This window comes from Streptomyces sp. NPDC001220 (assembly GCF_053597895.1).
In genome coordinates, this window is sequence record NZ_JBSFJE010000002.1 from 174,798 (window position 1) to 200,603 (window position 25,806).

Here is a 25,806-nt window from a genome sequence, read left to right on the forward strand (position 1 = left end):
TGCCACGGCCGGACCAATACGGTCAGCGACGCCTCAGTACCAGTCCGGACACGGCACCCGCGGCCGCCGTCGCGGCGAGCGCCCATGCGCAGGCTGACAGCGCCTCCGCAGAGGTATACGCCCGCGGCGCCCCAAGTGACTCAAGCCGGTTCAAGAACAGTGTGCCGAATGCGGCGACGCCGATGAGCTGGCCGAGTTGGGTGACGGTCGCCAGGAGACCGCTGGCGTCCGCCGCGTCCTCGGGGCGCACGGTTGCGAGCGCTCCGGTGAGGGTGGGGCTGAACGCGAGCGCGAGCCCCGCTCCCACGCCGGCGTACGCCACATAGAGCCACGCGCCCCCGTCGCCGCCGCCGTGGAAGACCAGCCCGACGCCGGTGACGGACAGCGCGGTCAGCGCGAACCCGGCCGGGGTCAGCGCCCGCTGCCAGGAGGCGGGCCACCTGCGCCAGGTCAGGGCGACCGCGCCGAAGACGACGGCGGTCGGCGCGAAGGTGAGTCCGGCGCGCTGTGCGCCGTAGCCGAGGCCGCTCTGGACGTGCAGGGTGAGCGTGAAGAGCAGTCCGGCGTTGACGGCCATGACGGCGAGGATGCGGAAGACGGCCAGGCCCATGCCGGGGTGGCGCAGCACCCGTGGTGCGACGATCGGGGCGCCGCCGCGCCGGGCGAGCCGTACCTCGTAGCCGCAGAACAGCGCGAACAGGAGCACGGCGGCCGCCAGGGACAGCCAGGACCACAGCGGCCAGCCCTCCTCCTGGCCGAGCACCAGGGGAACCGTGAGCAGCGACACCGCGGCCCCCAGCAGGAGCAGGCCGGGCAGGTCCAGGCCGCGCGCCCGCTCCGGCCCGGATCCGGTGTCCCTCGGCAGGACGCGCCTGCCGAGGACGAGGAGTACGGCGCCGACCGGCACGTTGACGAGGAACACCGGCCGCCAGCCGGTGCCGAACAGGTCCGCGCCGACCAGGACGCCGCCGATGATCTGGCCGGCGGCGGCGCCGACCGCGAGGACCGCCGAGTAGGCGCCGAGCGCCCGGATGCGGGCCTCGCCGGTGAAGGTGCGCTGGATGATGCTGAGGACCTGCGGGATCATCACCGCCGACCCGGCGCCCTGAACCAGCCGGAACACGATCAGCTCGGTGGCCCCCTGGGCCAGGCCGCAGGCCAGCGAGGCCGTCGTGAACAGCACCAGTCCGGCGAGGTGGACCCGGCCGTGGCCGAACCGGTCGCCGAGGCGGGCGCCGGTGATCAGCAGCACGGAGTAGGTGATGGCGTAGCCGGCCACGACCAGCTGCAGGTCGGCGCCGGTGGCGTGGAGTTCGGAACCGATGGTGGGGGCCGCGACGTTCACGATGAAGACGTCCAGCACGGCCATGAACAGGGCCGCGAGGACGACCGCGAGGAGCAGCCGGGGCCGGTTGTCAGTGCCGGGTGCTTCACTTTTCGCAGGGGTTCGAGCGGGTGTGGGGCCTGGTCCCGTCCGGGATGTCGTCGTCATGTGTCCGAGCGTGGCGAGGGGCCGGTACGGGTGCCGAGAGCCCACCGATGCTGGTACTGGCAGCACCTGGCAGGGGGCGGGTGCGGCGCTCACGATGGATGACGTGACGACGGGGGACGTGACGATGAGGGCGACAGCACACCGCCGCAGGCCGGAGCTGGCCGCGTTCCTGCGCAGCAGGAGGGCCCGGGTGACACCGGCCGATGTGGGGATGCCGCCGGGGCTGCGGCGGCGCACTCCGGGGCTGCGCCGGGAGGAGGTCGCCCAGCTCTCGGGCGTGGGGGTGACCTGGTACACGTGGCTGGAGCAGGGCCGGCCGATCAACGCGTCGCCGCAGGTGCTGGACGCGGTGGCGCGCACGCTGCGGCTGGACGCGCCGGAGCGGGAGCATCTGTACCGGCTGGCGGAGGTGCCGTACGCGGCGGCGCCCGAGGGGCTGTCGCGGTCGGTCGGCGCGGAGGTGCAGGGCATCATCGACGCCCTCGATCCGCTGCCCGCGGTGGTGTACACGTCGCGGTACGACGTGCTGGCCACCAATCCGGCCTACCGGGACCTGTTCCTGGTGCCGGAGACGGTGCGGATCGGGGTGCCCAACGTCCTGTGGACGTTGTTCACCGTGTCCGAGGAGGCGTGCCCGGTGGTGCACCGGGAGCGTGAACTGCCGGTGATGGTGGCGACCCTGCGCTCCAGCTACGGCAGGCATGTCGGCGAGCCGGCCTGGGAGGACTTCATACGGGCGCTGTCCGGGGCGAGTGCGGACTTCGCCCGGTTGTGGGCGAGCGGTGCGGTGGCGCAGCCGGGGCCGCGGGTGAAGACGTTCCGTCATGAGGCGGTGGGTGAGCTGCGGATGACGTCGCAGTCGTTGTCGATCGACGGGGTGCCGGAGTCCCGGATCGTGGTCTACACGCCGGAGGACGAAAGGACGCGGGAGCAGGTCGCGTTGTTGCGGGAGCGCAGACAGCGGCTGTGGCCGGTGACCGACGACGAGGCCGCCGAGATCATCCGGCAGTGGAACACGAAAAAACCCGCCCCCTGAAGAGGGCGGGATTCTCTCACCGATCTTTGACAACTCGACAGTGTGCTGAGCGTCGATCTGTGGAGCTAAGGAGAATTGAACTCCTGACCTCCTGCATGCCATGCAGGCGCTCTACCAACTGAGCTATAGCCCCTTGCGTTCTTCCCGTCTTTCCGCTTGGCGGGGCGAACAAGAAGAACTTTAGCCTGCGACCTGCCGGAAAGTGAAATCCGGGTCCCGGGGCGGGACGGGTGGCCCGAGGATCACCGGCCGACGGCCGAAAAGGGCTCTCAGTCGTCGTCGCCGAGGACGGGCTCCGGGAGGGTGCCGGCGTTGTGCTCCAGGAGCCGCCAGCCGCGGGCGCCTTCGCCGAGCACGGACCAGCAGCAGTTGGTGAGACCGCCGAGGCTCTCCCAGTGGTGGGAGTCCAGGCCGAGCAGGCGGCCGATGGTGGTGCGGATGGTTCCGCCGTGGCTGACGACCACGAGGGTGCCGTCCTCGGGGAGCTTCTCGGCGTGCCGGAGCACGACGGGGGCGGCCCGGTCGGCGACCTCGGTCTCCAGTTCGCCGCCGCCGCGGCGGACCGGCTCGCCGCGCTTCCAGGCGGCGTACTCGTCGCCGTGGCGGGCGATGATCTCCTCGTGGGTGAGGCCCTGCCACACACCCGCGTAGGTCTCGCGCAGGGCCTCGTCGCGGATCACGTCGAGGCCGGTGAGCTCGGCGAGCTGGGCGGCCGTGTCGGAGGCCCGCCGCAGGTCGGAGGAGACGATCGCGTCCGGGCCCAGGGAGGCGAGCAGCCGGGCCGCGCGGCGGGCCTGGCCGATGCCGGTCTCGGTGAGCTCGACATCGGTGGAGCCCTGGAAGCGGCGTTCCACGTTCCAGGAGGTCTGGCCGTGCCGCCACAGGATGATGCGGCGGCCGCGGCCCTTGCGGTCGGTCACCTCGCCCGTGGCGCTCATCACCACTCCCCGCCCGGTTCACCCGCGTCGTCGGCGGCCTGCAGCTCGGCGTGCTCCTGGGCCTTGCCGCGGGTGGCCTTGGCGTCGGCGGGCAGCTCGATCTCGGGGCAGTCCTTCCACAGCCGCTCCAGGGCGTAGAAGACGCGCTCCTCGCTGTGCTGGACGTGGACGACGATGTCGACGTAGTCGAGCAGGATCCAGCGGGCCTCGCGGTCGCCCTCGCGGCGCACCGGCTTGGCGCCGAGCTCCTTGCTGAGGCGCTCCTCGATCTCGTCGACGATCGACTTGACCTGGCGGTCGTTGGGCGCGGAGGCCAGCAGGAAGGCGTCCGTGATCGACAGGACGTCGCTGACGTCGTAGGCGATGACGTCATGGGCGAGCTTGTCGGCGGCCGCCTGTGCGGCGGCGGTGATGAGCTCGAGGGAACGGTCGGTGGCGGTCACTACGTGGCTTTCCGTCGGCGGTCGTTTGAACCTCAAGGGTCTCACGGACCGCCGGGCGCACCCCACGTGATTACCGGGTCACGTGGGGTGCGGCGGGCGGGCTCAGGAGGAGGACGGCTTGTAGTCCTGGCCGAGGACGACCGAGACGTCGGCGCCCGAGCCGACCGTCCCCTTGGCGACGGCGCCGGTGCCGAGGCCGAGGGTCTTGGCGACCTCGGTGGCGTTCTCCTTGTCGGCGGCGCCGGAGTACAGCACCTTGGAGGTGGCCTGGGTGCCGGAGGCCGTACCGCCTTCCAGGAAGGTGTAGCCGCCGTTGACGAGGACCACGCGGGCCTTGTCGGTGTTGTCCTTCACGCCGGTGGCGTTCTGGACGGAGACCCGGATCGCGGAATCCGCGGAGGGGCTCTTTGCGGTGCCGCCGAGGATGTCCTTGACCACGCTGGCACTGGTCTGCGCGCTGAGGGTGCCGTCGCTCTGCACGGGCAGCAGGGCCGTCTTGTAGTCGCCGCCCTTGGCGAGGTCGGCGAGCTTGGCGAGGAAGGTGCCGAGGTCCTTGTCGGTGAGCGAGGGGTCGAGGATCTGCGCGAGGGTCTGCACGGTGACCGTGGCGGCCGAGGAGTCGGAGGACATCTTGCGCAGCACGCCCTGCATGACCTGCCCGAATCGCTCCAGCTGGGCGTTCTGGGCCTCGCCGGAGGCACGGTAGGTGGCGTAGGCGACGGCGGCCTTGCCGCTGAGGGTCTGGTCCTTGCCCTTGTGGACCAGGGGCGCCTGGCCCTTCTTCTTGGCGTCCGGGTCGGGTACCTCGGCGTTGGTGTCGATGTCGATGTTGCCGACGAGTTCGACGAGGTTCTGCAGGTAGGGGGTGTCCAGGCGCCAGGTGCCCTCGATGTTGGTGCCCAGGACGGTGTCGAGCTGGTCGCGGGTCCCGGAGGAGCCGTCGTCGCCGACGGACTTGGCGAGGGTCGTGGTGGTGCCGTCGTCGTCGGTCATGGCGAGCGAGTTGGGCAGCAGGACGGTGGTGCCCTGCTTGGTGGTGGTGTTGTCGACGAGCAGCGCGGTCGAGGTGCCGCCGCCGCTGGTGTTGTGCAGGTGGACGACGACCACGTCGCGTTTCTGGGCGGCCGCGGACGTCGTCGTGCCGCCCTTGGCGCCGGAGGAGGACAGTCCGGGCAGCTTTCCGGCGTACCAGAGGTAGCCTGCGCCGCCGACGGCGACCAGGGCGAGCACGACGACCAGGGCGACCATGCGGCTGCGGGCGCGGCGCTTGGCCTCTTCGCGGCGCTCGGTGCGGTTCTCGGTGAAGTTCAGCCAGTCGATGACGTCCTCGGAGTCACCGTCCGGGTCCTCGACGAACGCGAACTGCTCGGTGTGGTAGTCCCGTTCGTCCCCGGGGGCCTGGCGGGGACCGGCGGGTTCCCCGGCGGGCCCGGCCTGCTGCGGGATGTGCGCGGTCTGCTCGGCGACCCGGGACTGCCGGCCGCCGGCGGCGGACTGCCGGTAGGGGTCGTAGACGGGCTGGCCGCCGGTGCCGTAGGGGTCGTAGCCGGGCGTGACCGGCTGCTGCCCGGTGTCGTGCACGGGGGGTACGGGGGCCTGCTGGCCGGTGTCGTACGACGGTGGGGCCTGCTGGCCGGTGTCGTACGACGGTGGGCCCTGCCGCCCGGGGCCGTACGAGGGCGTGCCCTGCCGACCGCCGCCGTCGGTGGCGTACGGGTCGTACCCGTAGCCCTGTCCGGCGTACGGGTCGTACGTCTGCTGTTGTTGTGCGGGGATCTGGCGGTACACCGGCTGCCCGTACTCGTCGTAGCCGACGAGTTCGTACTGGTCGCTTCCGTAGCCCGCGTCGTATCGGTCGTTCACCGGTGCCCCTCTCGGCTCACTCGCCGCGGTACAGCTCGCGCTTGTCGATGTAGCGCACGACTCCGTCCGGCACCATGTACCAGATGGGGTCGCTCTTGGCGACTCTCGCACGGCAGTCTGTGGAGGAGATGGCGAGCGCGGGAACCTCCACCAGCGAGACGCCGCCCTCCGGGAGACCGCGGTCGGTCAGTTGGTGGCCTGGCCGGGTGCAGCCGATGAAGTGGGCGAGGGAGAAGAGTTCCTCCGAGTCGCGCCAGGTGAGGATCTGGCCGAGGGCGTCGGCGCCGGTGATGAAGAAGAGGTCGGCGTCGGGGTTGAGGGCGCGCAGGTCGCGCAGGGTGTCGACGGTGTAGGTGGGGCCGCCGCGGTCGATGTCGATACGGCTGACGGAGAACTGTGGGTTCTCCGCGGTCGCGATCACCGTCATCAGGTAGCGGTCCTCGGCCGGTGAGACGTTGCGGGCGGTCTTCTGCCACGGCTGCCCGGTGGGCACGAACACGACCTCGTCCAGCTGGAACTGGGCGGCGACCTCGCTGGCCGCCACGAGGTGTCCGTGGTGGATCGGGTCGAACGTCCCGCCCATGACGCCGAGGCGGCGTTTGCCGGTGTGCGCGGGGCCCGCCGGTGTGTACCGCGGGGTCGTCACCGTGTCGTAGGCGGCATCGGCCGCGTCATGCGCCGGACCGGTAGGCATGTCCTGCTCTCCCATGCGTGCAGACCCTACCGGCCCGGCCCGTGGGCCCCGCCCCGAGGACGGGTGCCGGGCTCGGCCGCCGGCTCAGCGGTCGCGGTTGAAACGGGTGGTGATCCACAGCAGGAGCAGCAGGATGATGAACGCGCTGCCACCGGTGACGAGCGGGTTGAGGCTGTTGTGGTTGCCGCCGTGCTCCTCGCCCTCGGCGGCGAGGGTGACCAACTGGGCAGCGGCGCTGTGAAGATTCATCATCTGCGGCAGGACCTATCGCGTGTGGACGGGATAAAGACGTCGGCCCATCGTATGCGGGCGGCCCGGCGACGATCACGCCGACTCCTCCGTTGGGTCGACTCCTCGGTTGCGTCGCCCCGGCACCTCGGTCACACCGGCTCCGCCGGCCACACCGGGCGGGGAACGATCCCGGCGGCTCAGTCGTCCTTCTGTCTGTACCCGCGCAGCAGGAACCAGGCGGTCAGCGCACAGCCCAGGAACATGACGATCAGGACGATGCGCAGCAGGTCGCCCGACCCCTGTTGATGGGCGGCGCTCGCGGCCTGGGTGAGCAAGGCGGCTCGGGGGTTGTGCTCCATGAGGCACTCCTTCGGCTGTACTGCCCGTCCACGGTATCTCCGCCTAGGCTGGGCCCTGCTTCGGGGGCACGGTGGACACACTCACGCACATGGGGGATGACATGTCCGACGACGGCCACGAGCGACACGGGCACGAGCGGGTGCCGGGCAGGCAGCGCAGGCGGTTCCCGGGGATCTCCTCCCGCGCGTACGAGCATCCGGCCGACCGTTCGGCCCTGGTGGCGCTGCGCAAGCTGAGCGGCTTCGACACGGTCTTCAAGGCGCTCAGCGGGCTGCTTCCGGAGCGGAGCCTGAGGCTGCTGTTCCTGTCCGACTCGGTCCGCGTGTCGGACCAGCAGTTCACCCACCTGAACGACATGCTGCGGGACGCCTGTTACATCCTGGACCTGGAGAAGGTCCCGCCGATGTACGTCAACCAGGACCCGCAGCCCAACGCCATGTGCATCGGCCTGGACGAGCCGATCATCGTCGTCACCACCGGCCTCGTCGAACTGCTCGACGAGGAGGAGATGCGGGCGGTCGTCGGGCACGAGGTGGGGCACGCCCTGTCGGGGCACTCGGTGTACCGGACGATCCTGCTGTTCCTGACGAACCTGGCGTTGCGCGTCGCCTGGATCCCGCTGGGCAATCTCGCGGTCATGGCGATCGTGACGGCACTGCGGGAGTGGTTCCGCAAGTCGGAGCTGTCCGCCGACCGGGCGGGACTGCTGGTGGGGCAGGATCTGCGGGCCTCAATGCGCGGACTGATGAAGATCGCCGGCGGCAACCATCTGCACGAGATGAACGTGGACGCGTTCCTGCAGCAGGCCGAGGAGTACGAGGCCGGGGGCGATCTGCGCGACTCGGTGCTGAAGATCCTGAACGTGCTGCCGCGCTCGCACCCGTTCACCACGGTCCGCGCGGCCGAGCTGAAGAAGTGGGCCGAGTCCCGCGACTACCAGCGGATCATGGACGGCCACTACCCGCGGCGCGACGGGGACAAGGACACCTCGGTCAGCGACTCGTTCAAGGAGTCGGCGGCGAGCTACGCGAGCGATGTGAAGAGCTCCAAGGATCCGCTGATGAAGCTGGTCTCGGACATAGCGGGCGGGGCCGGCGGCCTGGGCGGCCGGGTCAAGCGCGGCTTCGACGGGTTCACGAGCCCGGCGCCCCGCAAGGACGCTTCCGCGAAGGACGCTCCCCCGAAGGACACGCCGCCGCAGGACGGTCCCGCGCAGGACCCGTCGCAGGACGGTCCGGCGCGGGACTCTCCGCCGCGGGACGACGAGTAGCCAGGACTGGTCAGACCTTCGGTTCGGCCCCGGCGGCCAGCGTCCCGCACAGGGCGGCGGCGCTGTCCGTGGCGTACGGGTTCGTGCCCGCCGGGCCGCCCGCGCTGGCGGTCTCGCCTGCCAGCAGCGGCTGCAGGTGGTCGGCGGAGTCGTCGGCGCAGGACAGCGGGCCGGCCTGGACGTAGGAGACGACCAGCTGGGTCTGGCGCAGGCGCAGGTCGTCCCGGTCGAAGCGGAAGGTCAGCTCGCGGCGGACGGTGAACAGGGAGACCTGGGAGCCGGCCGGGGCGCCGACGGCCCGCAGCGCGTAGACGACGGTGTGGTCGGCGGTGACCTCCAGGGTGGCCGAGTCGGTCTCGGTGGCCTGCATGCTGCCCTGGATGCGGATCTTCGGATCGGCGAGTTCGGCACGGGTGGGGTCGAAGCGGACCAGCCATCCGGTGGGCGCGTGCCGGCCGTCCGCCGCGGGGTGGTCGATGCTCTGGTCGAACTGGTCGAGCTGCCCGGGGTCGAGCAGCACCCGCGCGGGCCGCACCTCGCTGCTGTCGAGGACCTCCGGATAGAGCGCGGAGCGCACGATGTAGTCCTTGGCCGTGGTCAGGGCGGTCACGACCTGGCTGTCGGAGAAGTGCGCGGTGCTGCGGACGGCCGGCAAGGGTATGCCCTCGGCGCCGACCTCGTACCGCCCGGCGGGACTGTGCGCGAACAGCGTCTCGGCGTCGGCGGCGCCGGGCACCTTGCCCTGCGGGGCGAGGGGGACGACGGCCATCCGCAGCGGTTCGACGGGCTTCTGGGCCTCCTGGGTGCCGTAGGGGTGGCGGACACCCATGTAGATCGCGGTGCCGAAGGCGACGAGGATCAGCAGGACGAGGATCAGTGCCTGCCGGGTGAGGCCCCGGCGCAGGGGCGGGCGGCGGCGTACGGCCGGCGCGTGGTCGGACATGCGTTCGCGCGCGGAGGATTCCTGGAGGCGGGCAGCGCGGACGAACGATTCGTCGAAGACGACGGATCGGTACTCGTCCTCTCCACCCACGGGGCCGCCCTCGGGTGTCCCCTCGGGTGGGTCCACAGGCCCGCCCATACTCTCAGAGTAGGTCTCGGAAGCCTCAGGTAAACGCCCAGCTACACGACAACTTCTGACAGGTTCTCACCAGAACGGGCAATCGCCGCTCAGGGGGTGCGCGGGACCGCGGAGACCGCCGACTGGGCCGGCTGGGAGTACTCGGCCGACGCGGAGGGTGCCGCCGCGGTGCCCTGTTCCAGGCCGGTGGAGGGGGGCCGGGGCACCTGGTCGCGGCTGCCGCCCGAGGAGGCGCCCCGGTAGACCGCCGCGAAGGCCAGCGCGACCATGCCGATGCCCATGACGAGAGCGAGCATCCAGGCCACGGGACGATGCCAGCGGACGTGCTTGCCGTAGGCCCCTGGGGAGCCGTACCGGTCTTCGAGTACGTCGCCGTCGTCCAGGTCGTCGAGGTCGGCGCCGTGGCCGAGATCGGGGTCGTCGGGGCCGTAGCCGTCGTCGTAGCGCTCGCCCCTGGCGTGGGCGCGGCGGGCCTCGGCCTCGGAGGCCTCGGCTCTGGCCTGTGCGGCGGCCAGGAGGCGTTCGACCGCGGTCGGCTCGTGGATCACGGCCGCCTTCACGAAGGCCTCGTCGAAGACCACGGCGTCGAACTCTTCGTCCGACATCCCGCGGTCATGGTCGTCGTCGGGCTCCCAGCCGTCAGGGAACGGCGTGCCCCCCACGTCCTCCGGCACGGATCCAGAGTAGACCTGGGGGGTCAATTTGGGCAGACGGTATGGAAATTCATAGGCCCTGTGAGACGCCTTTCACGCCCGCGCGGGGCCCGTACGCCCCTCCGCGCGCCCGCACGCCGTGGGGCGTGCGCGGTTGGGCCGTACGGGTGTCGGCGGCGGCTTCACAGGCGTCAGCGGCGGATGTGGCCGTCACCGGTGACGATGTACTTGGTGCTGGTCAGCTCCGGCAGGCCCATGGGGCCGCGGGCGTGCAGTTTCTGGGTGGAGATGCCGATCTCGGCGCCGAAGCCGAACTGGCCGCCGTCGGTGAAGCGGGTGGAGGCGTTCACGGCGACGGTGGTGGAGTCGACCAGCTGGGTGAAGCGGCGGGCGGCCTGCTGGGAGGTGGTGACGATCGCCTCGGTGTGCCCGGAGGTCCACAGCCGGATGTGCTCGACGGCCCTGTCCAGGGAGTCGACGACGGCGGCGGCGATGTCGTACGACAGGTACTCGGTCTCCCAGTCCTCCGGGACCGCCTCGACCACGGTCGCCTTGGAGTCCTTGGCGTAGGCCAGCACGCGTTCGTCGGCGTGGACGGTGACGCCGGCCTCGGCGAGGGCGTCCAGGGCGCGCGGCAGGAACTCGGCGGCGATGTCCTGGTGGACGAGGAGGGTCTCGGCGGCGTTGCAGACGCTGACCCGCTGTGCCTTGGAGTTGATGAGGATGTCGATGGCCATGTCGATGTCGGCGTGGGCGTCGACGTAGACGTGGCAGTTGCCGGTGCCGGTCTCGATGACGGGGACCTTGGACTCCATGACGACGGTCTGGATCAGGGAGGCGCCGCCGCGCGGGATGAGGACGTCGACGAGGCCGCGGGCGCGCATCAGTTCGTGGACGGACTCGCGGCCCTCGCCGGGCACCAGCTGGACGGCGTCGGCGGGCAGCCCGGCGCCGCCGACGGCGTCGCGCAGGACGCGGACGAGGGCGGTGTTGGACTCGTAGGCGGAGGCGGAGCCGCGCAGCAGGACGGCGTTGCCGGACTTGAGGCAGAGAGCGGCCGCGTCGACGGTCACGTTCGGGCGGGCCTCGTAGATGATGCCGACGACGCCGAGCGGGACACGGACCTGGCGCAGGTCGATGCCGTTGGGGAGGGTGGAGCCGCGGACCACCTCGCCGACCGGGTCGGGCAGCTTCGCGACGTCACGGACGTCGGAGGCGATGGCACGGACCCGCTCCGGGGTGAGGGTGAGGCGGTCGACGACGGACTCGCTGGTGCCGTTCTCGCGGGCCTTGGCGATGTCCTTGGCGTTGGCCTCGACGATCTCGCTCGTACGGACCTCCAGGGCGTCCGCGATGGCGAGCAACGCGTCGTCCTTGACGGCACGCGGCAGCGGCGCGAGGTCGGCGGCGGCTGCCTTGGCACGGTAGGCGGCCTGCGTGACCGGGGACATGGCGTCGTACGGCGAGAGCGTGGTCATGGGGGAAGGGTAGTGCGCGCCGGCGTCCCGTCCACGCGTCATCCCATACCGCGAGACGGGATCAAAAGGGGGCAATCACGGTCACGGTCAGAACGGGTGGATACCGACCGGTGTCGCCGGTGGCGGACCGTAACCCTCGGCGATCCGCTGGTGGTAGGTGGCGCGGTCGATGACCTCCAGGCCGACGATCTCCCAGGCGGGCAGTCCCGCGGTCTGGCGGTGCTCACCCCACAGGCGCAGCGCGACGGCGGCGGCGTCGTGGAGGTCGCGGGCCTCTTCCCAGTAGCGGATCTCGGCGTGGTCGCACGCGTAGCGGCTGGTGAGGAGGAACGGGTGGTCGTGGGCCAGTTGTTCGAGCCCGCGGCGCAGTTCCGGCAGGGGGACCTCGGCGCCGCAGACACTGAGGGTGACGTGCCACAGACGGGGCAGGTCCTTCGGCTCCTCGTAGGTGTCCCCGGCCGCGACGCTCGTCAGAGCACCGCGGGACGCCGCAGCCCCAGGGCGCACTCGTCTCACGACGGCCTCCTTCAGCTGTGCTCGTGCGGTACGTGGTCCTGAGACAAAGTTGAGCAGGCCCCAAGGGTTCGTGGGGCGGTTTTACGGAACGTCCCCCACCGGGGTCCGTCGTTACGCCCCGTTTTTACGGGTGCAGGATCACCAGGTCGTCCCTGTGTACGACCTCGCGTTCGTACGTCGGGCCCAGTTCGCGCGCCAGCTCCCTGGTCGAACGCCCGATCAGCTGGGGGATCTCCTTGGCGTCGAAGCTGACGAGCCCGCGGGCGACCGCGCGTCCTTCCGTGTCCCGCAGTTCGACCGGGTCGCCGGCGGCGAACTCGCCCTCCACGGCGGCGATCCCGGCGGGCAGCAGCGATTTCCGGCCCTCGACGACGGCACGCACGGCGCCGTCGTCGAGAGTGAGCGAGCCCTGGGGGGTGGAGGCGTGCTGAAGCCACAGCAGGCGGTCTGCGGACCGTTTGCCGGTGGGGTGGAAGTAGGTGCCGGTGTCGCCGCCGGAGAGCGCGTCGACGGCGTGCACGGCGCTGGTGAGGACGACCGGGATGCCCGCGGCCGCGGCGATCCGGGCGGCCTCCACCTTGGTGACCATGCCGCCGGTGCCGACGCCGGCCTTCCCGGCGCTGCCGATCTCGACGCCCTCTAGGTCCCGCGGGCCCTTCACCTCCGCTATCCGCGAGGTGCCGGGCTTGCCGGGGTCGCCGTCGTAGACGCCGTCGATGTCGGAGAGCAGGACCAGGAGGTCGGCGTGGACGAGGTGGGCGACGAGGGCGGCGAGGCGGTCGTTGTCGCCGAAGCGGATCTCGTCGGTGGCGACGGTGTCGTTCTCGTTGACGATCGGCAGGGCGCCCATGGCGAGGAGTTTGTCGAGGGTGCGGGAGGCGTTGCGGTGGTGGGCGCGGCGGCTCATGTCGTCGGAGGTGAGCAGGACCTGGCCGACACGGACGCCGTAGCGGGCGAAGGACGCGGTGTAACGGGCGACCAGCAGGCCCTGGCCGACACTGGCGGCGGCCTGCTGGCGGGCCAGGTCCCTGGGGCGGCGGCGCAGTCCGAGCGGGGCGAGGCCGGCGGCGATCGCTCCCGAGGAGACGAGGACGACCTCCTTCTCGCCACCGCTGCGGCTCCTGGCGAGGACGTCCACGAGCGCGTCGACCCGGTCGGCGTCCAGGCCGCCGGAGGCGGTGGTCAGCGAGGAGGAGCCCACTTTGACGACGATCCTGCGGGCCTCGCTCACGGCCTGCCTTGCGCTTGCCACGTCCTGTCCCCACTTCGTTGCGCGTGGCAGCAATCTACGCGAAGGGGATACGCCGGGGGCGCGGCCGTCCAGCCTCCGGACAGGGGCGCGTGCAGGCGGAACGTAACCGGTCGATCACGCCTTGCTCACGGCAAAAAGGTTGCACGGACTGCTTATAGAAATTGAAGCAAACGCAAAGTTAATTTGAAGTTTGTGTCATCTAAAGTTCGCAGTGTGAAGCGCATCCTCCTCAGATCGGGCAAGAGTCCCTACGACGTCGTCACCGTCGAGGAAGCCCTGCACCGGGACGTCATAGCCACCAACGCGGGCAACCTGATCTTCAGCGATGCCGCGCACAAGATTCTCGAGACCCCGGACACCGAGGTCGTCTCGAACGGCATGCCTTCCGACGCCTCCGCCGCCGCGCGCATCAACGACGAGTACGACGCCTTCGTCATCCCGCTCGCCAACGCCTTCCGCCCGTCCTTCGAGAGCGCGTTGAAGCGGATGACCCGGCTGATCTCGAAGCTGAGGATCCCGGTGGTCGTGCTCGGCGTCGGCGCGCAGGCCGGAGTCGGCTACAACCCGGACCGGCTCAAGCGCATCGAGCCGACCGTGCGGGAGTTCTGCGCGGCGGTGCTGGAGCGCAGCGCGTCGATCGGCGTGCGCGGCGAGTTCACCGAGCAGTACCTGAAAAGCATGGGCTTCAACGACGTCGAGATCATCGGCTGCCCTTCGCTGTTCCTGTACGGAGACCGGCTCCAGGTGCACAAGAAGGCGCTGGAGTTGACGCCGGAGTCGCGGATCGCGATCAACGGCTCGCACAGCGCGGTACGTGCGCAGGGCCTGGACCGGATCATCACGCGCACTCACGAGCGCTACCCGTATCTGCGGTTCGTCGGCCAGAACCTCAGCGACGCACGGCAGTTGCACTGGCGGGACCTGTCGGACCCGAACGCCGCGGTGACCGCGATGCCGACCCATCCGGACCACCCGATGTTCCACGAGGACAAGGTGCGGGTCTACGTCGACCCGGTCACCTGGATCGACGACCTGCGTTCTTTCGACTTCTCCTTCGGTTCGCGCATCCACGGCAACATCGCGGCGCTGCTGGCCGGCACGCCGGCGACCGTGCTGTGCGGTGACTCGCGGACGCTGGAGCTGTGCCGTTACTTCGAGATTCCGCACCTGCGGCTGGACCAGGCGGTCAAGGACCTCGATTCGGCGGACCCGGCGAAGCTGTACGCGGAGGCCGACTTCGGCGGTCTGGTCGGCGGCCACCGGGAGCGCTTCGAGCGGTTCACCGGGTTCCTCGACCGCAACGGACTGCAGAACACCTTCACGCACGGCGACGGCGGTGCGGCCTTCGAGGAGCGGATGCGGGAGCTGACGTTCCCGGCGGGCATCCGCCCCTGGAACGAGGCGGACGTCGCCTCGCTCACCTCGCGGTTCGGCTGGCTGCACAGCCGTATAGACGAACTGACGCTGGACAATGTCAGGCTGCAGAAGGACCTGGCGCGTGCGGGCGCCCGGGCGGCCAAGACGGTCGCCGCTCCGCCGCCGCCGGCGTCGGTCTACCGGCGGGCCAGGCGGGCCGTCGGCAGGCCGATCCGGCGGGCGCTGGGGACGGGCCAGTAGGAAGTGGGACGGCCGGCGGCGGTCTGACCGGGTGACCGGTCAGGCCGCCGCCGCTTTGACCTCCCGTGTCGGCAGCGACCTGCGGAGCCTGCGCAGGGCGCGCCGCAGGAAGGTGTTGGCCGCGTCCTCGCGGTAGCCCCCGATTTCACGGGCCTCCCGGGGTTCGGCGAGGTAGATCCAGTCGGGAATGCCTGCCGATCTCGCGCGGAAGTGCGGGTAGGCGAAGTAGACGTGGGTGCCGCGCTTCTCCAGGAGGGCGCCGGGCTGCTTCTTGGCCCGGACGAACTCGATGACGTCCAGGAGGAGGTCGGGGCGCTGTACGGCGACCAGGTGGAGGCGCAGCCGCTCGTGGACCCGCAGGCGGCGGGCGATCTCCGGATTCCAGTGGGTGTCCATCAGCGGCTTGGCCAGTTCCAGCTTTTTGCGGCGGACTTCGTCGCTGTCCTTGAGGAACCGGGGACCGAACTGCGGGAGCAGGGTGACCAGGAACGGCCGGACCATGAGCGTGTCTCGGCGCGGTCCGGCCGGGACCATGTCGGCGATCAGGTTCATCAGGGCGCGTGCGGAGTCGAAGCGGAGGGTGTAGCTGCCGCTCTTGGTGACGTGTTTGCCGTCCTCGCGGCCGACCAGGTAGTAGCAGGGGTAGTCGGCGACCACGGAGACGCCGTCGGCGCGCAGGTAGGCCTCCATGGTGAACAGCGCGTCCTCGCCGGTCCACAGGGACTCGTCGAAACGCATCCCGTGCTGTTCGAGAAGGGCGCGGCGGAACAGTTTCTGCGCGCTGAGCGTGAACTTGATGTTGGACGAGAAGACGTCGGTACGGTCGAGCGTCTTGCCCCACATGGACTGCGGGGGTTTGCGGTTGATCCCCTCGACCTTGCCGAGGACGACGTCCGTGTTGTTCTTGTCGGCCATGGCGACCATGCGCGCGAGGGCCTCGGGGCCGAGCCGGTCATCGGCGTCCAGGAAGAACACGTACCGGCCGGCGGCCTTGCCGAGGCCGACGTTGCGGGGACCGCTGGGGCCGCCGGAGTTCTCCTGCCGGATCACGGTGACCGGCATGGCGGCGCGGGCCGCGAACTCCTCCAGGTACTCCCCCGTGCCGTCCGTCGACCCGTCGTCGACAGCGATGACCTCCATGCGTGCCGGGTCGAGGGTCTGGCTCTCCACGGAGGCCAGGCATTCGACGAGATACGGCATCGCTTCGTACGCCCCGATGATCACGGTCACATCAGGCTGCGCAACGACGGTCACGTTTCCCCCTAGTCAATGGTGCGTTCCCCCTGCGTCACCTTGATCGCAACGTGTTAGATGACCGGCCGGCGCAACCGGTTACCTTGGGACGCACCTTCAGTGGCGCACGTCACATGACGAGCAGCCAGCCGAGTGGTGTACAGCGGGTTACGTCGGAGAGTACGGACGCACGGTAAGAGCTGCTCACCGAAGACCGCGAAGCGTTGGTAAGAGAAATGGCGCGAATGACCAAGCAGCGGTAAGAGGTCGTGCCCGGAGAAACGTCGAAGGGGCTCGGTACCAGGGATTTCTCCCTGGTACCGAGCCCCTTCGACGTTGTGGTGCGGGCGGTCAGCCGGTGGGGGTGCCCTCGGCCTCGCCGGCGGCCTTCAGCGGGTCGCCGGGCAGCACCTCGGCGAGTTCGGCCGCCTCGGGGTCACCGGCCGCGATCCGGGCCTCCTGGCCCAGGTTGCGGGTCTCGGCCTTGCGGGCGAGCGCGGCGACCGCGGCGTTGAACTGCTCGATGGAGGTCGGTTCGTCCGGTCCGAGCAGATAGCGCTTGAGCTCGTCCCGGTCCAGGGCCAGCGGATCGGCCGACGGATCGCGTACGGCGTCCAGCAGGGCGCCCAGTTCCTTGGCGCTGTTGGACAGGATCACGGCGGCACGCACCGCGGTGTTCGCCCGCTTGAACTCCTCCGCGCCGACTTCGGCGGAGTCCGTGACGGCGTACGGCTTTCCGCTCGCGATGAAGTCGGAGACGACGCTGGAGATGTCGGAGACCATCGCGTCGGAGACGTTGAAGCAGTCGTAAAGGCGCGGTTCGGCGCCGGTGACGACCCGGTGCTCGTGGTCGGGGAAGGAACGCCAGTGGGCGTCGTTCCACTCGGCGCGCAGCCGGGCGATCTCCTCGTGCTTCTGCAGGTCGACGATGTCGTCCCGGCTGGCCTCGGCCTCGTCACGCTTCTCGCCGCCGGTGCCGGTCAGCTCGGCCAGGCGGGCCTCGATACGGACCAGCTCGGCCTGTGCCGCCGCCAGGGCGGCCGTGTCGGCGGTGAAGCGGGGGTCGGCGGCGCGCTGGACGGCGGCCTTCTCGAGGAGCGCGGTGACGCGTCGGTGGGCGGCGCCGGCCTGGGCGCTGACGGTGCCGGTGAAGGGGTGCGGCTTGTACAGGACGCGGACCGGCGGGTCGGCCTTGACCAGCTTCTTCACGATGTTCTCGCCGGCGAGCACGAGGGAGGTGTTGCCGGGGTTGCCGTCCCAGCCCTCCCAGGTGGGCGCGTACAGGACGGTGGGGCAGCGCCCCTCGGCGGGGGCGCCCGGCCCGCTCTGGATGGGGGCCAGCTGCGGGCGGCCGACCTCGACGATGTCGTCGTCGCGGACGCCGACGTCGGCGATGGCGTAGCGGTCGCGGCCCGCGCGGCCGGCGGTCCACACCTCGTCGTAGACCTTGCTGAACGGGTTGACACTGGCCAGCTTGTCGCTGTCGCCGTGGCCGATGAAGACGTGCTTCATGGTGGGGACGCGCAGCAGGTGGATGTTCTTGCCGACGTTGGCCGCGTAGAGGGCGACACGGACCGTGGAGAGGTCCAGGTTCATCAGGTGCACACCGCCGGGCACGCAGATGACGGGGGCCGTGGTCGGGGCGAGGTTCTGCAGGATGACCCGCTCGCGCAGCAGGACCAGCGGGCGCGAGTCCAGCTGTTCCATGGTCTCCAGCCACATGTTGACCTGGTAGGCGGAGTCCTTGGAGCCGGAGAAGTACAGCACCGTCTCGGGCTTGTACTGGCCCATCCAGTCGTCGACGGCGGCCAGCACGGTGTCCGCGTCCGGCGGGGTCTTGCGGCCGCGTACGTACGGCAGCAGCACCAGCACGTAGACGCAGCCCAGGGCGAGGGTGACCCCGATGCCGACGAAGCCGGCGACGGGGTTGTCCGTCATCGCCGAGACCAGCAGGCCCACGACGGCCGCGAGGTCGAGGTGGAGCATCTTCTCGGCGGAGCGGTCGAGCAGGCCGCGCGGCGGGGCGTCCGGGATGCGGATGCGGGACTTCAGGTCGACGTTGCGGGTGGCGACCGGCATCCGTCGGCGGTTGCGGATCAGGGTGACCAGCGCGCCGTGCGGGGCCTGCAGGCCGTAGAAGGCGATGAAGCAGGCGATCGCGCCGTAGAAGACCAGATTGTTCGAGAGGTCCATCCGGGCCAGCAGCAGGATCAGCAGCAGCTGCCGGATCAGGAAGCGGATCGACAGACCGGCCCGGACCTTGCTCAGGCGGTTGATGAGATAGCTGCCCTTGCGGTGCAGGTAGTGGTCCGCCAGATACGTGACGGCGGCCGCGGCCGCGAAGGCGTAAACGCTCGGGACGAGCGCGGCGATCATGAGCACCGGGAAGCCGAGCATCATCAGTGCCGCCGCGGCCAGCTCGGCCGCGCTGCCCACCCGGGCGACGCGAATAGCGGTGGATATCACGGAGAACCTTTTGCTGACAAAAAGGCCGGAATTTGACCTTGCGGACGATCTGGCAGGTTGTCGGGCGTGGGATTTTTACGGTTCAGGCCCCTGTGATTGCTCCGCGAACGCGCAGCCACAGAGGCCTGAATTAAAGATGACTAATGGAGGCCGATTATGCCACGCCGTCCTGTCGGTCCAGGACACTGGCCAGCGCCTGTTCGAAGCCGGAGGCCAGGCCGGCGGCGGCCGTCGGGTCCTGCTGGCGGACGTCGATGACATGGCCGGTGAGTTCGGACAGCAGCACGTCGAGGGAGGTGCGGGCGACGGCCTCGGAGGAGAGCAGCGAGCCCGACGGCTCCTGGCCGAACGCCTTGGTGCGCATCGGGGTGGCGGTGCGCTCGGGGTTGATGCAGTTGACGCGGATGGCGTCGCCGGCCCACTCGTCGGACAGGGCCTGGGTGAGGTTCACCATGGCGGCCTTGGTCGAGGAGTAGAGGCTGTACTCGGCGCGGCCGCGGGTGTAGCTGCTGGAGGTGTAGAGCAGCAGCTGGCCCTTGGTCTCGGCGAGGTACTTGTAGCTGGAGCGGGCGATCTGCACCGGGGCCAGGTAGTTGACCTTCAGCGCCTCCTCGATGGTGGCGTTGTCGGTCTCGGCGAGCTTGCCGATGCGCAGCACGCCCGCCGTGTTGACGACGTAGTCGATCCGGCCGGTCTCCGCGTACGCCTTGGAGAGCGCGTCGTCGACCTCTTCCGGGTTCTCCACGTGGGTGCCGGTGGTGGAGCGGCCCAGGGCGTAGACGTTCGCGCCGTAGGACTCGGCGAGTTCGGCGATGTCCTTGCCGATGCCGTACGAACCGCCGAAGATCACCGCGGTCTTGCCGGTGAGCAGCGCGCGGTAGGCGTCCTCGCCGTTCTGCTCGGGGGCGGCGGCGGAGGCCAGTTGGAAGAGCTTGTCGGCGATGAAGACGTCGACGGGCTGGGTGACCTTCATGTTGTACTCGTCGCCCGCGACGACGTGGATCGGCACGTCCGGCAGGTACTTGAGCACGACGGAGCAGTCGTCGGTGGCCTGGAAGTTGGGGTCGCCGGCGGCGACCTCGTAGGCCCGCTTGATCGTGGACAGCTTGAAGGCCTGCGGGGTCTGGCCGCGGCGCAGCCGGGAGCGGTCCGGGATCTCGGTGATGAACTCGCCGTCGTCACCGTGCGTCCGCGTGACGATGATGGTGTCGGCGGACGGGATGGCGACGTCGACGGCCTGGTAGCGCTCCAGGGCGGCCACGCAGTCGTCGATGACGCGCCGCGACAGCAGGGGGCGTACGGCGTCGTGGAAGAGGACGTTGAGGTCCTCTCCCTCGGCCAGGCCCTCGCCGAGCGCCTCGATGGCGCGCTCGGTGGTCTCGTTCCGGGTGTTGCCGCCCTCGATGATCTTCTTGACCTTTGTGAACCCGGCCTTGGCGACGATCTTCTCGATGTCCGCGACATAGCCCGGCGCCATCAGCACGATGATGTCGTCGATCGAGTCGGCCTTCTCGAAGGTGGTCAGGGTGTGCTCGATGACTGCCTTGCCGGCGATCTTCAGCAACTGCTTGGGGATCGACAGACCCACCCGCTGGCCGGTGCCACCGGCCAGGATCACTGCGGTGGTTCGGGGCTTGGCTATGTGCTGGGACACAGGTGACCTACCTTGGGGCATCAGGGAACCTGGAAATGGTCCCACTTCGGGTAACCGGTATGCAAGGTGAGCGCCCTCCACTGCATATGTGCCCGCAACCTTTCATTCACCTTGCGACGCTGGTGATGGGCGCCGCCCGTCGAGTGGGTGAGAAAGTTCCGTGAATTTGCTGTGAGTAACTACACAGGGCATTCCGATTGCTGTGCGTGATGCATGGTACGTCTCAGCAGAGCTAAGACGTACCTCGTGGACGGCTTAGCGCAGCTAAGACGTGACCTGCGGGGACGGTATGACGCGGCCAAGCCGTCCCGGTGCAGAACCGGCTCAGCGCCGTCGCAGCTTCTTCAGACATCGGTGACCCAGTACCCGTACGAGCTCCTTCGATGTCGTCTGGTGCACCGTGCGGGCCTTCGCCTCGGCGGTGTGACGTACCGGTGCCGCGGCCGCCGCGGCGAGTGCGCCGTACAGGGCCTGGGCGGCGACCTCCGGTGCGATGCGGGCCTCGGCGGCGGCCGGCCCGGTGGCCGGTTCACGCTGCTCGGGTACGGCAGAGAGCAGGGAGGGGTCGCCGACGACGCGGACGCCCGTGGTGACGATGCGTTCCACCATCTCGGCGCCGATGCGGCCGGCGGCCCGGACGGCCCAGTCGGGGGTGGAGATCTTCACGTCGGCGGCGGTGGGACTGCACGTGTTCTTCATATGCATGACGGCGCCGTTACGGACAAGTTTCGAATAGAGCTCGTCCGGCAGTCCATTTCCGCGGAATTCCACGTTGAGCTTTCGCAGCATTTCGGTCTCGGCGAGGGTGAGGGAACGGTTCGCCGTGTCCGGTACGGACTTGAGGAGGTTTTCGGGCAGTCCGAGCAGCGCTTCGAAGGTGCGCATCAGGCCGTCGCGGTCCCGGTCGTCGACCACGACGACGGTGATCCGGTCGGCGCCGACCGCACGGATCCAGCGTTCGACGAGCCGGTCGTGCCGGTGACGGTGCCAGAAGCTTGGGTTGGGCTTCTCGTACGGGGCCTTGCGCAGCATATGATCCAGCCACTCCTCGTACCCCATGCGCAGCCCGTTCTGCACGTACTGCTGCCACTGCGAGGGCATGATCCTGGCGATCGGGCGCAGGGTGACGAGGACGTGGACGCGGTCGCCGCCGAGCTGCTCGACGATGCGGGCGACACTTTCGTCGTCGGGGGCGTCGGCGAAGAACTCGCTGCTGATCACCGAGGTCCGGGAACCCGTGGCCTCGACCTGCTCGAGCAGCCGGGTCCAGTGCTTCTCGGTGGGCGCGGTGTCGCCGATCATCGCGGGCCGGGCGCAGGCGGCGAGGGCGGCCTCCATGGGGTGCCGGCTGGTCGCCGGGAACTCCACCCCGTGTCCTGGCAGCTTGTCCTTCGCGGCGAAGAGGGCGCCCTGGATGGCCGTGGTACCGGTCTTGTGGGGGCCGATGTGCAGCAGGCGGGTGCCGGTGGGCAGGGCGGCGAGGGGACCGGTGGGGCTCATGGGGCTCATGGGGGCGCCGTCCACCGGGGCTTCGCTTCTCGTACAGTCCGTCTCCATGGTTAACGGAAGGTAAGACGTTTACCTGAGGTTCACCTGAGAGGCGCCTGGGACACAGATGAGTCCCAGGCTCCCGTTACACAGACTTGGCTTTCGGCGCACCGCTTTCAACGCACGCTTTCGGCGCACCCGGTCCGCTCGTCAGACGACCTGTACGCCCGGTTCGTCCGCCTCGACGCGCAGGGTCGCGAAGGTGCTCGCGGTGGCCTGCGGCTTGACGACGGTGTCCACGACCCGCACGCGCGCGTCGATGCCGTCGCGGCGGATGTCGAAGAGGTGGTAGCCGCGGTGGGCGTCGATGACCTTCCAGTGCGGGTTGTCGGGCTTCAGCGGGTCGAACTGGGCGTGGAAGGCGGCCTGGTCCTGGTCGCCGTTGCTGGAGATGGAGGTGCCGACGAACTCGGCGCCGACCACGTCCGACGACGGGTCGGCGAAGTCCTGCTTCAAGTCGCTGATCATCGTGAGGTGCCGGTCGCCGCTGAGCACGACGGGGTTGCGGATCGAGGCGAACTCGTCCAGCAGGGCGTTGCGCTCGACCTGGTAGCCGTCCCAGGCGTCGTAGTACCAGAGTTTTCCGTCGCCGGGCAGGATGTCGGTCTCGGCCATCATGATCTGCGAGGCGATCAGGTTCCAGCGGGCCGGTGAGTGGTGCAGTCCGTCGAGGAGCCACTGTTTCTGCCCGGCGCCGAGCATGGTGAGGGAGGGGTCCTCGGCGGCCGTCTGGCCGGTGACCTGGTCGCTGCGGAACTGCCGGGTGTCGAGGACGTTGAGCCGGGCCAGCCGGCCGAACTCCAGGCGGCGGTACATCTGGATGTGCGGCCCGTCCGGGATCGCACTCGCCCGGACCGGCATGTGCTCGTAGTAGGCCTGGAAGGCGGCGGTCAGCCGGGTGACGAACGCGTCGTGGGACTGTTTGTCGGGGTCCTGCGGGACCTGGCCGGCCCAGTCGTTGTCGACCTCGTGGTCGTCGAAGGTGACCACCCAGGGCGCGTTCGCGTGCATGGCGGCGAGGTCGGGGTCGCTGCGGTACTGGGCGTAGCGGTTGCGGTACTGCGTCAGGGTGTACGGCTCCCCGGTGCCCTCGTGGCGGCGCGGGCCGGCCGAGGACGGCGTGGACTCGTAGATGTAGTCGCCGACGAAAAGGACGATGTCGGGGTCCTGGGCGAGCATGTCGGCGTACGGGGTGAAGTAGCCGTGCTGCCAGTTCTGGCAGGAGGCAAGGGCCACGCGCAGGGAGCCGCCCCCGGCGTGCGGGTGGGGTGCGGTGCGGGTGCGGCCGGTCGGGGAGATCCGGCCGCCGGCGCGGAAGCGGTACCAGTAGGAGCGGTCGGGGCGCAGTCCTCGTACATCCACGTGAACGCTGTGCCCGTACTCGGGCCGGGCGTGGGCGGTGCCCCGGCGGACGGCCTTGCGGAACCGTTCGTCCTCGGCGATCTCCCAGGCGACGGGGACGACGGTGTCGGGCATGCCGCCGCCGTCGAGGGGGTCGGGGGCCAGCCGGGTCCAGAGCACGATGCCGTCGGGGAGCGGGTCGCCGGAGGCGACGCCGAGGCTGAACACGCCGTCGGGCAGCGGGGTTTCGGCCGCCTGTGCGGAGGCGGGCAGCCAGAGCTGGGCGGATGCGGCGGCTGTGAGGACGGCGGCACCGGCGGTCAGAAAGCGGCGTCGGTCGGGCGATGGTGCTCCGGTCATGCGCGGACTCCCTTGCCACTGTGGCCTCTTGAACGGTCTGACCTTCGGAAGCTCCCATGGCCGGACGGTCCGTGCGCTGAACGAGAGCATTCGCGTGCATGACAACTAGGGAGACAACGGACGACCTTCACCGGCAGAGGATCAGACCACTGGAGTCCCGCACTTGACGGCGGATCAGCCCTCTCGGGCCTGGGACGGGCCGGCCTCCGTGGGAGCGGTGCCCGCCGGAGCCGTGACCGCCGCCGCCAGCCGTTCGCGGAACCAGCGGTGGCCCGGGTCGGCCGAGTTGCGCGGGTGCCAGGCCATGCCGAAGTCGAGAGGCGCCAGGTCGACGGGGATCGGGAAGGTACGCAGGCCCAGCGCCTCGACGGTGTCGTCGAGCCAGTCGGCGACGGTGAGTGCGACGAGGTCGGTGGTGCGGGCGAGCATCATCGCGCTGGTGTGGCTGGGTACGACGACGGCGATACGGCGCTGGAGGCCGAGTCCGTCGAGGGCGCGGTCGATGGGGCCGAGGCGTCTGCCGTGCCGGGAGATGCCGATGTGACCGGCGGCGGCGAACCGTCGGGCGGTGATCCGCCCCTGGAGGAGCGGGTGTCCGGCGCGGGCGACGCCGACCAGGGTCTTGCGGGTGAGCCGGCGGGTGCGGATCTCGGGGTCCAGGTGGCCGAGGACGCCCAGTTCGACGTCGACCAGGCCCTGCCGGAGCGCGGGGCCGCCCTCCAGTGCCTCCGGCACGAAGACGACGTCCACGTGCGGGGCCTGTGCGTGGACGTGGTCGGTGAGGGTGCCGGCGAGGCCCACCAGGAGCAGTTCGGTGCTCTGCACGGTGAAGGCGCGCTGGAGGTGGACGGGGTCGAATCCTGCGCCCGGCCGCAGGACGTCGTCGCAGCCGCGCACCAGCTCGGCCACCTGGTCGCGGAGTTCGAGGGCGCGTGGGGTGGGGACCAGGCCCTGCCCGGCGCGCACCAGCAGCGGGTCGCCGACGGCTCGGCGCAGCCGGGCGAGGGTACGGCTGACGGCGGCGGGTGAGGTGCCGAGCCGCTCGGCGGCCCGGGTCACGCTGTTCTCCTGGAGGAGGGCGTCCAGGACGCGCAGCAGGTTGAGATCGATCAAAGTCACCGTCCTGAGCTGCGTCTTTGCGTCTGCGGCAAGGATTCGCTGCTCATCTTTGCATGGCTGTGGGGCGGTGTGCCGCGGAGAGTGGTTGTCGCCGGCGAGACCGACCCGGGCCGGACTGGGCCGCCGGCGAGACCGACCCGGGCCGGACCGGCCCGCCAGGCGAGACCGCCCCCGGCCGGACCGGCCCCACAGGCGAGACCGCCCCCAGCCGGACCGGCCCCACAGAAAGGCACGCACGTGTACGTCATCACCGCACCCACCAGCACCATCGGCCGTCTGGTCGTCGACGACCTCCTTGACCGCGGGGAGAAACCGCGCCTGGTCACCCGGGACGCCTCGCGACTCGCCCCCGGGGTCCGGGAGCGGGCAGAGATCATCGAGGGCTCGCACGGTGACGAGGCCGTGGTCGACCGGGCCTGCGCGGACGCCGAGGCCGTCTTCTGGCTGGCGCCGGACGACGGGGACGCGCCGGGCACCGAGGCCGCCTATGTCGACTTCACCCGTCCCGCGGCGCGGGCGTTCGCCCGGCACGGTGTCCGGCGGGTCGTGGCCGTCACGGCGCTCGGCCGGGGCACGCCGCTCGCGGACCACGCCGGCGCGGTGACCTCGTCCCGGGCGATGTGCGACCTGATCGCCGCGTCCGGCGTGGGCTTCCGGGCGGTGGCCTGCCCGTCGTTCATGCACAACCTGCTCAACCACGTCCGGTCGATCAGGGAACAGGGCCTGTTCTTCATGATGGCCGACCCGGATCTGAAGGCTCCGGCGGTAGCCGCCCGGGACATCGCCGCGACCGCCGTGAGCCTGCTGCTCGACGGCACCTGGACGAGGTCCGGCGAGGTCGCCTGCCTCGGTCCCGAGGATCTGTCGCCGAACGACATGGCCCGGATCGTCTCCGAGGTGCTCGGCACCGAGGTCGGCTACCGGCAGATCAGCGGCGCCGCGTTCAAGGAGCGGATGACCGGCTTCGGGATGACCGAGGGGATGGCACAGGGGCTGGTCGACATGTTCGAGGCGAAGAACAGGGGGCTGGACAACGCCGAGCCGCGCACCGCCGGGTCGACGACACCGACGACGTTCCGGCAGTGGTGCGAGGAGGTGCTCAAGCCCGCCATGACGGGCTGAACACCCACAGCCACCCGTGCCCCCGAACCGAAGCGGCGC

General features: G+C 70.2%; 22 protein-coding genes and 1 tRNA gene. 4 read left to right on the forward strand and 19 right to left on the reverse strand.

Features of this window, described 5'->3' with window-relative positions; translation table 11 throughout:
- Positions 1 to 22: 22 nt before the first annotated feature.
- Entirely contained in the window at positions 23 to 1,492 is a 1,470-nt protein-coding gene (locus ACWDGI_RS05370; protein ID WP_450755583.1) for an MFS transporter, read from the reverse strand.
- A 94-nt stretch (positions 1,493 to 1,586) separates the two neighbouring features.
- On the opposite strand from ACWDGI_RS05370, the gene ACWDGI_RS05375 reads away from it, so the two are divergent.
- Positions 1,587 to 2,528 (forward strand): helix-turn-helix transcriptional regulator, encoded by a 942-nt coding sequence (locus ACWDGI_RS05375; RefSeq protein WP_450755585.1) that lies wholly within the window; start codon positions 1,587 to 1,589, stop codon positions 2,526 to 2,528.
- A 60-nt stretch (positions 2,529 to 2,588) separates the two neighbouring features.
- Here ACWDGI_RS05375 and ACWDGI_RS05380 read toward each other — a convergent pair.
- From ACWDGI_RS05380 to ACWDGI_RS05410, 7 genes are all read right to left on the reverse strand, one after another.
- Positions 2,589 to 2,661, reverse strand: a tRNA-Ala gene (locus tag ACWDGI_RS05380).
- Positions 2,662 to 2,797: 136 nt separating this feature from the next.
- The gene (locus tag ACWDGI_RS05385; RefSeq protein ID WP_450755586.1) at positions 2,798 to 3,466 is read right to left on the reverse strand and encodes a histidine phosphatase family protein; all 669 of its coding nucleotides are present in this window, start codon (positions 3,464 to 3,466) and stop codon (positions 2,798 to 2,800) included.
- The gene (gene rsfS, locus ACWDGI_RS05390; protein WP_450755588.1) at positions 3,466 to 3,909 is read right to left on the reverse strand and encodes a ribosome silencing factor; all 444 of its coding nucleotides are present in this window, start codon (positions 3,907 to 3,909) and stop codon (positions 3,466 to 3,468) included. Before rsfS ends, ACWDGI_RS05385 begins: the two co-directional genes overlap by 1 nt.
- A 102-nt stretch (positions 3,910 to 4,011) precedes the next feature.
- Positions 4,012 to 5,772 carry a LytR C-terminal domain-containing protein gene (locus ACWDGI_RS05395; RefSeq protein ID WP_450755590.1) on the reverse strand — a complete coding sequence of 587 codons (1,761 nt, stop codon included), beginning with the start codon at positions 5,770 to 5,772 and terminating at the stop codon, positions 4,012 to 4,014.
- Between the two features lie 16 nt (positions 5,773 to 5,788).
- On the reverse strand, positions 5,789 to 6,481 hold the full coding sequence (gene nadD / locus ACWDGI_RS05400; protein WP_450755592.1) for a nicotinate-nucleotide adenylyltransferase: 693 nt from the start codon (positions 6,479 to 6,481) through the stop codon (positions 5,789 to 5,791).
- A gap of 69 nt (positions 6,482 to 6,550) precedes the next feature.
- Complete coding sequence (locus tag ACWDGI_RS05405) at positions 6,551 to 6,718, reverse strand: hypothetical protein (protein ID WP_351692895.1); 168 nt, start codon at positions 6,716 to 6,718, stop codon at positions 6,551 to 6,553.
- Between the two features lie 176 nt (positions 6,719 to 6,894).
- Positions 6,895 to 7,056: a hypothetical protein gene (locus ACWDGI_RS05410; RefSeq protein WP_450755594.1), complete on the reverse strand. Its 162-nt coding sequence runs from the start codon at positions 7,054 to 7,056 to the stop codon at positions 6,895 to 6,897.
- A gap of 101 nt (positions 7,057 to 7,157) precedes the next feature.
- Here ACWDGI_RS05410 and ACWDGI_RS05415 point away from each other — a divergent pair, with 101 nt between their 5' ends.
- Positions 7,158 to 8,327 carry a M48 family metallopeptidase gene (locus tag ACWDGI_RS05415; RefSeq protein WP_450756477.1) on the forward strand — a complete coding sequence of 390 codons (1,170 nt, stop codon included), beginning with the start codon at positions 7,158 to 7,160 and terminating at the stop codon, positions 8,325 to 8,327.
- Positions 8,328 to 8,337: 10 nt separating this feature from the next.
- On the opposite strand, the gene ACWDGI_RS05420 is transcribed toward ACWDGI_RS05415, so the two are convergent.
- The 5 genes from ACWDGI_RS05420 to proB form a co-directional block, all read right to left on the reverse strand.
- Positions 8,338 to 9,408 (reverse strand): SCO2583 family membrane protein, encoded by a 1,071-nt coding sequence (locus ACWDGI_RS05420; protein WP_450755596.1) that lies wholly within the window; start codon positions 9,406 to 9,408, stop codon positions 8,338 to 8,340.
- 89 nt (positions 9,409 to 9,497) lie between these two features.
- A complete protein-coding gene (locus tag ACWDGI_RS05425) occupies positions 9,498 to 10,082 on the reverse strand; it encodes an SCO2584 family spore wall biosynthesis protein (protein WP_450755598.1) in 585 nt (194 codons plus the stop codon).
- A gap of 170 nt (positions 10,083 to 10,252) precedes the next feature.
- Positions 10,253 to 11,539 (reverse strand): glutamate-5-semialdehyde dehydrogenase, encoded by a 1,287-nt coding sequence (locus tag ACWDGI_RS05430; RefSeq protein WP_360483950.1) that lies wholly within the window; start codon positions 11,537 to 11,539, stop codon positions 10,253 to 10,255.
- Positions 11,540 to 11,626: 87 nt separating this feature from the next.
- Complete coding sequence (locus ACWDGI_RS05435) at positions 11,627 to 12,055, reverse strand: hypothetical protein (protein ID WP_046733220.1); 429 nt, start codon at positions 12,053 to 12,055, stop codon at positions 11,627 to 11,629.
- A 124-nt stretch (positions 12,056 to 12,179) separates the two neighbouring features.
- On the reverse strand, positions 12,180 to 13,286 hold the full coding sequence (gene proB / locus ACWDGI_RS05440; protein WP_450756479.1) for a glutamate 5-kinase: 1,107 nt from the start codon (positions 13,284 to 13,286) through the stop codon (positions 12,180 to 12,182).
- Between the two features lie 234 nt (positions 13,287 to 13,520).
- Between proB and ACWDGI_RS05445 the strand changes: the two genes are divergently transcribed.
- Positions 13,521 to 14,924 (forward strand): polysaccharide pyruvyl transferase family protein, encoded by a 1,404-nt coding sequence (locus ACWDGI_RS05445; RefSeq protein ID WP_450755601.1) that lies wholly within the window; start codon positions 13,521 to 13,523, stop codon positions 14,922 to 14,924.
- 39 nt (positions 14,925 to 14,963) lie between these two features.
- On the opposite strand, the gene ACWDGI_RS05450 is transcribed toward ACWDGI_RS05445, so the two are convergent.
- From ACWDGI_RS05450 to ACWDGI_RS05475, 6 genes are all read right to left on the reverse strand, one after another.
- Complete coding sequence (locus tag ACWDGI_RS05450) at positions 14,964 to 16,124, reverse strand: glycosyltransferase family 2 protein (protein WP_450756481.1); 1,161 nt, start codon at positions 16,122 to 16,124, stop codon at positions 14,964 to 14,966.
- Positions 16,125 to 16,508: 384 nt separating this feature from the next.
- On the reverse strand, positions 16,509 to 18,593 hold the full coding sequence (locus ACWDGI_RS05455) for a hypothetical protein (protein ID WP_450756483.1): 2,085 nt from the start codon (positions 18,591 to 18,593) through the stop codon (positions 16,509 to 16,511).
- A 184-nt stretch (positions 18,594 to 18,777) separates the two neighbouring features.
- Positions 18,778 to 20,277, reverse strand: a complete 1,500-nt coding sequence (locus ACWDGI_RS05460; RefSeq protein ID WP_450755603.1) for a D-ribitol-5-phosphate cytidylyltransferase — start codon at positions 20,275 to 20,277, stop codon at positions 18,778 to 18,780.
- Positions 20,278 to 20,601: 324 nt separating this feature from the next.
- Positions 20,602 to 21,834 (reverse strand): hypothetical protein, encoded by a 1,233-nt coding sequence (locus ACWDGI_RS05465; RefSeq protein ID WP_450755605.1) that lies wholly within the window; start codon positions 21,832 to 21,834, stop codon positions 20,602 to 20,604.
- A 141-nt stretch (positions 21,835 to 21,975) separates the two neighbouring features.
- Positions 21,976 to 23,526 carry an alkaline phosphatase D family protein gene (locus ACWDGI_RS05470; RefSeq protein WP_450755607.1) on the reverse strand — a complete coding sequence of 517 codons (1,551 nt, stop codon included), beginning with the start codon at positions 23,524 to 23,526 and terminating at the stop codon, positions 21,976 to 21,978.
- 174 nt (positions 23,527 to 23,700) lie between these two features.
- Positions 23,701 to 24,636 carry a LysR family transcriptional regulator gene (locus ACWDGI_RS05475; protein WP_450756485.1) on the reverse strand — a complete coding sequence of 312 codons (936 nt, stop codon included), beginning with the start codon at positions 24,634 to 24,636 and terminating at the stop codon, positions 23,701 to 23,703.
- A 246-nt stretch (positions 24,637 to 24,882) separates the two neighbouring features.
- On the opposite strand from ACWDGI_RS05475, the gene ACWDGI_RS05480 reads away from it, so the two are divergent.
- On the forward strand, positions 24,883 to 25,767 hold the full coding sequence (locus tag ACWDGI_RS05480) for an NAD(P)H-binding protein (RefSeq protein WP_450755609.1): 885 nt from the start codon (positions 24,883 to 24,885) through the stop codon (positions 25,765 to 25,767).
- Positions 25,768 to 25,806 lie beyond the last annotated feature (39 nt).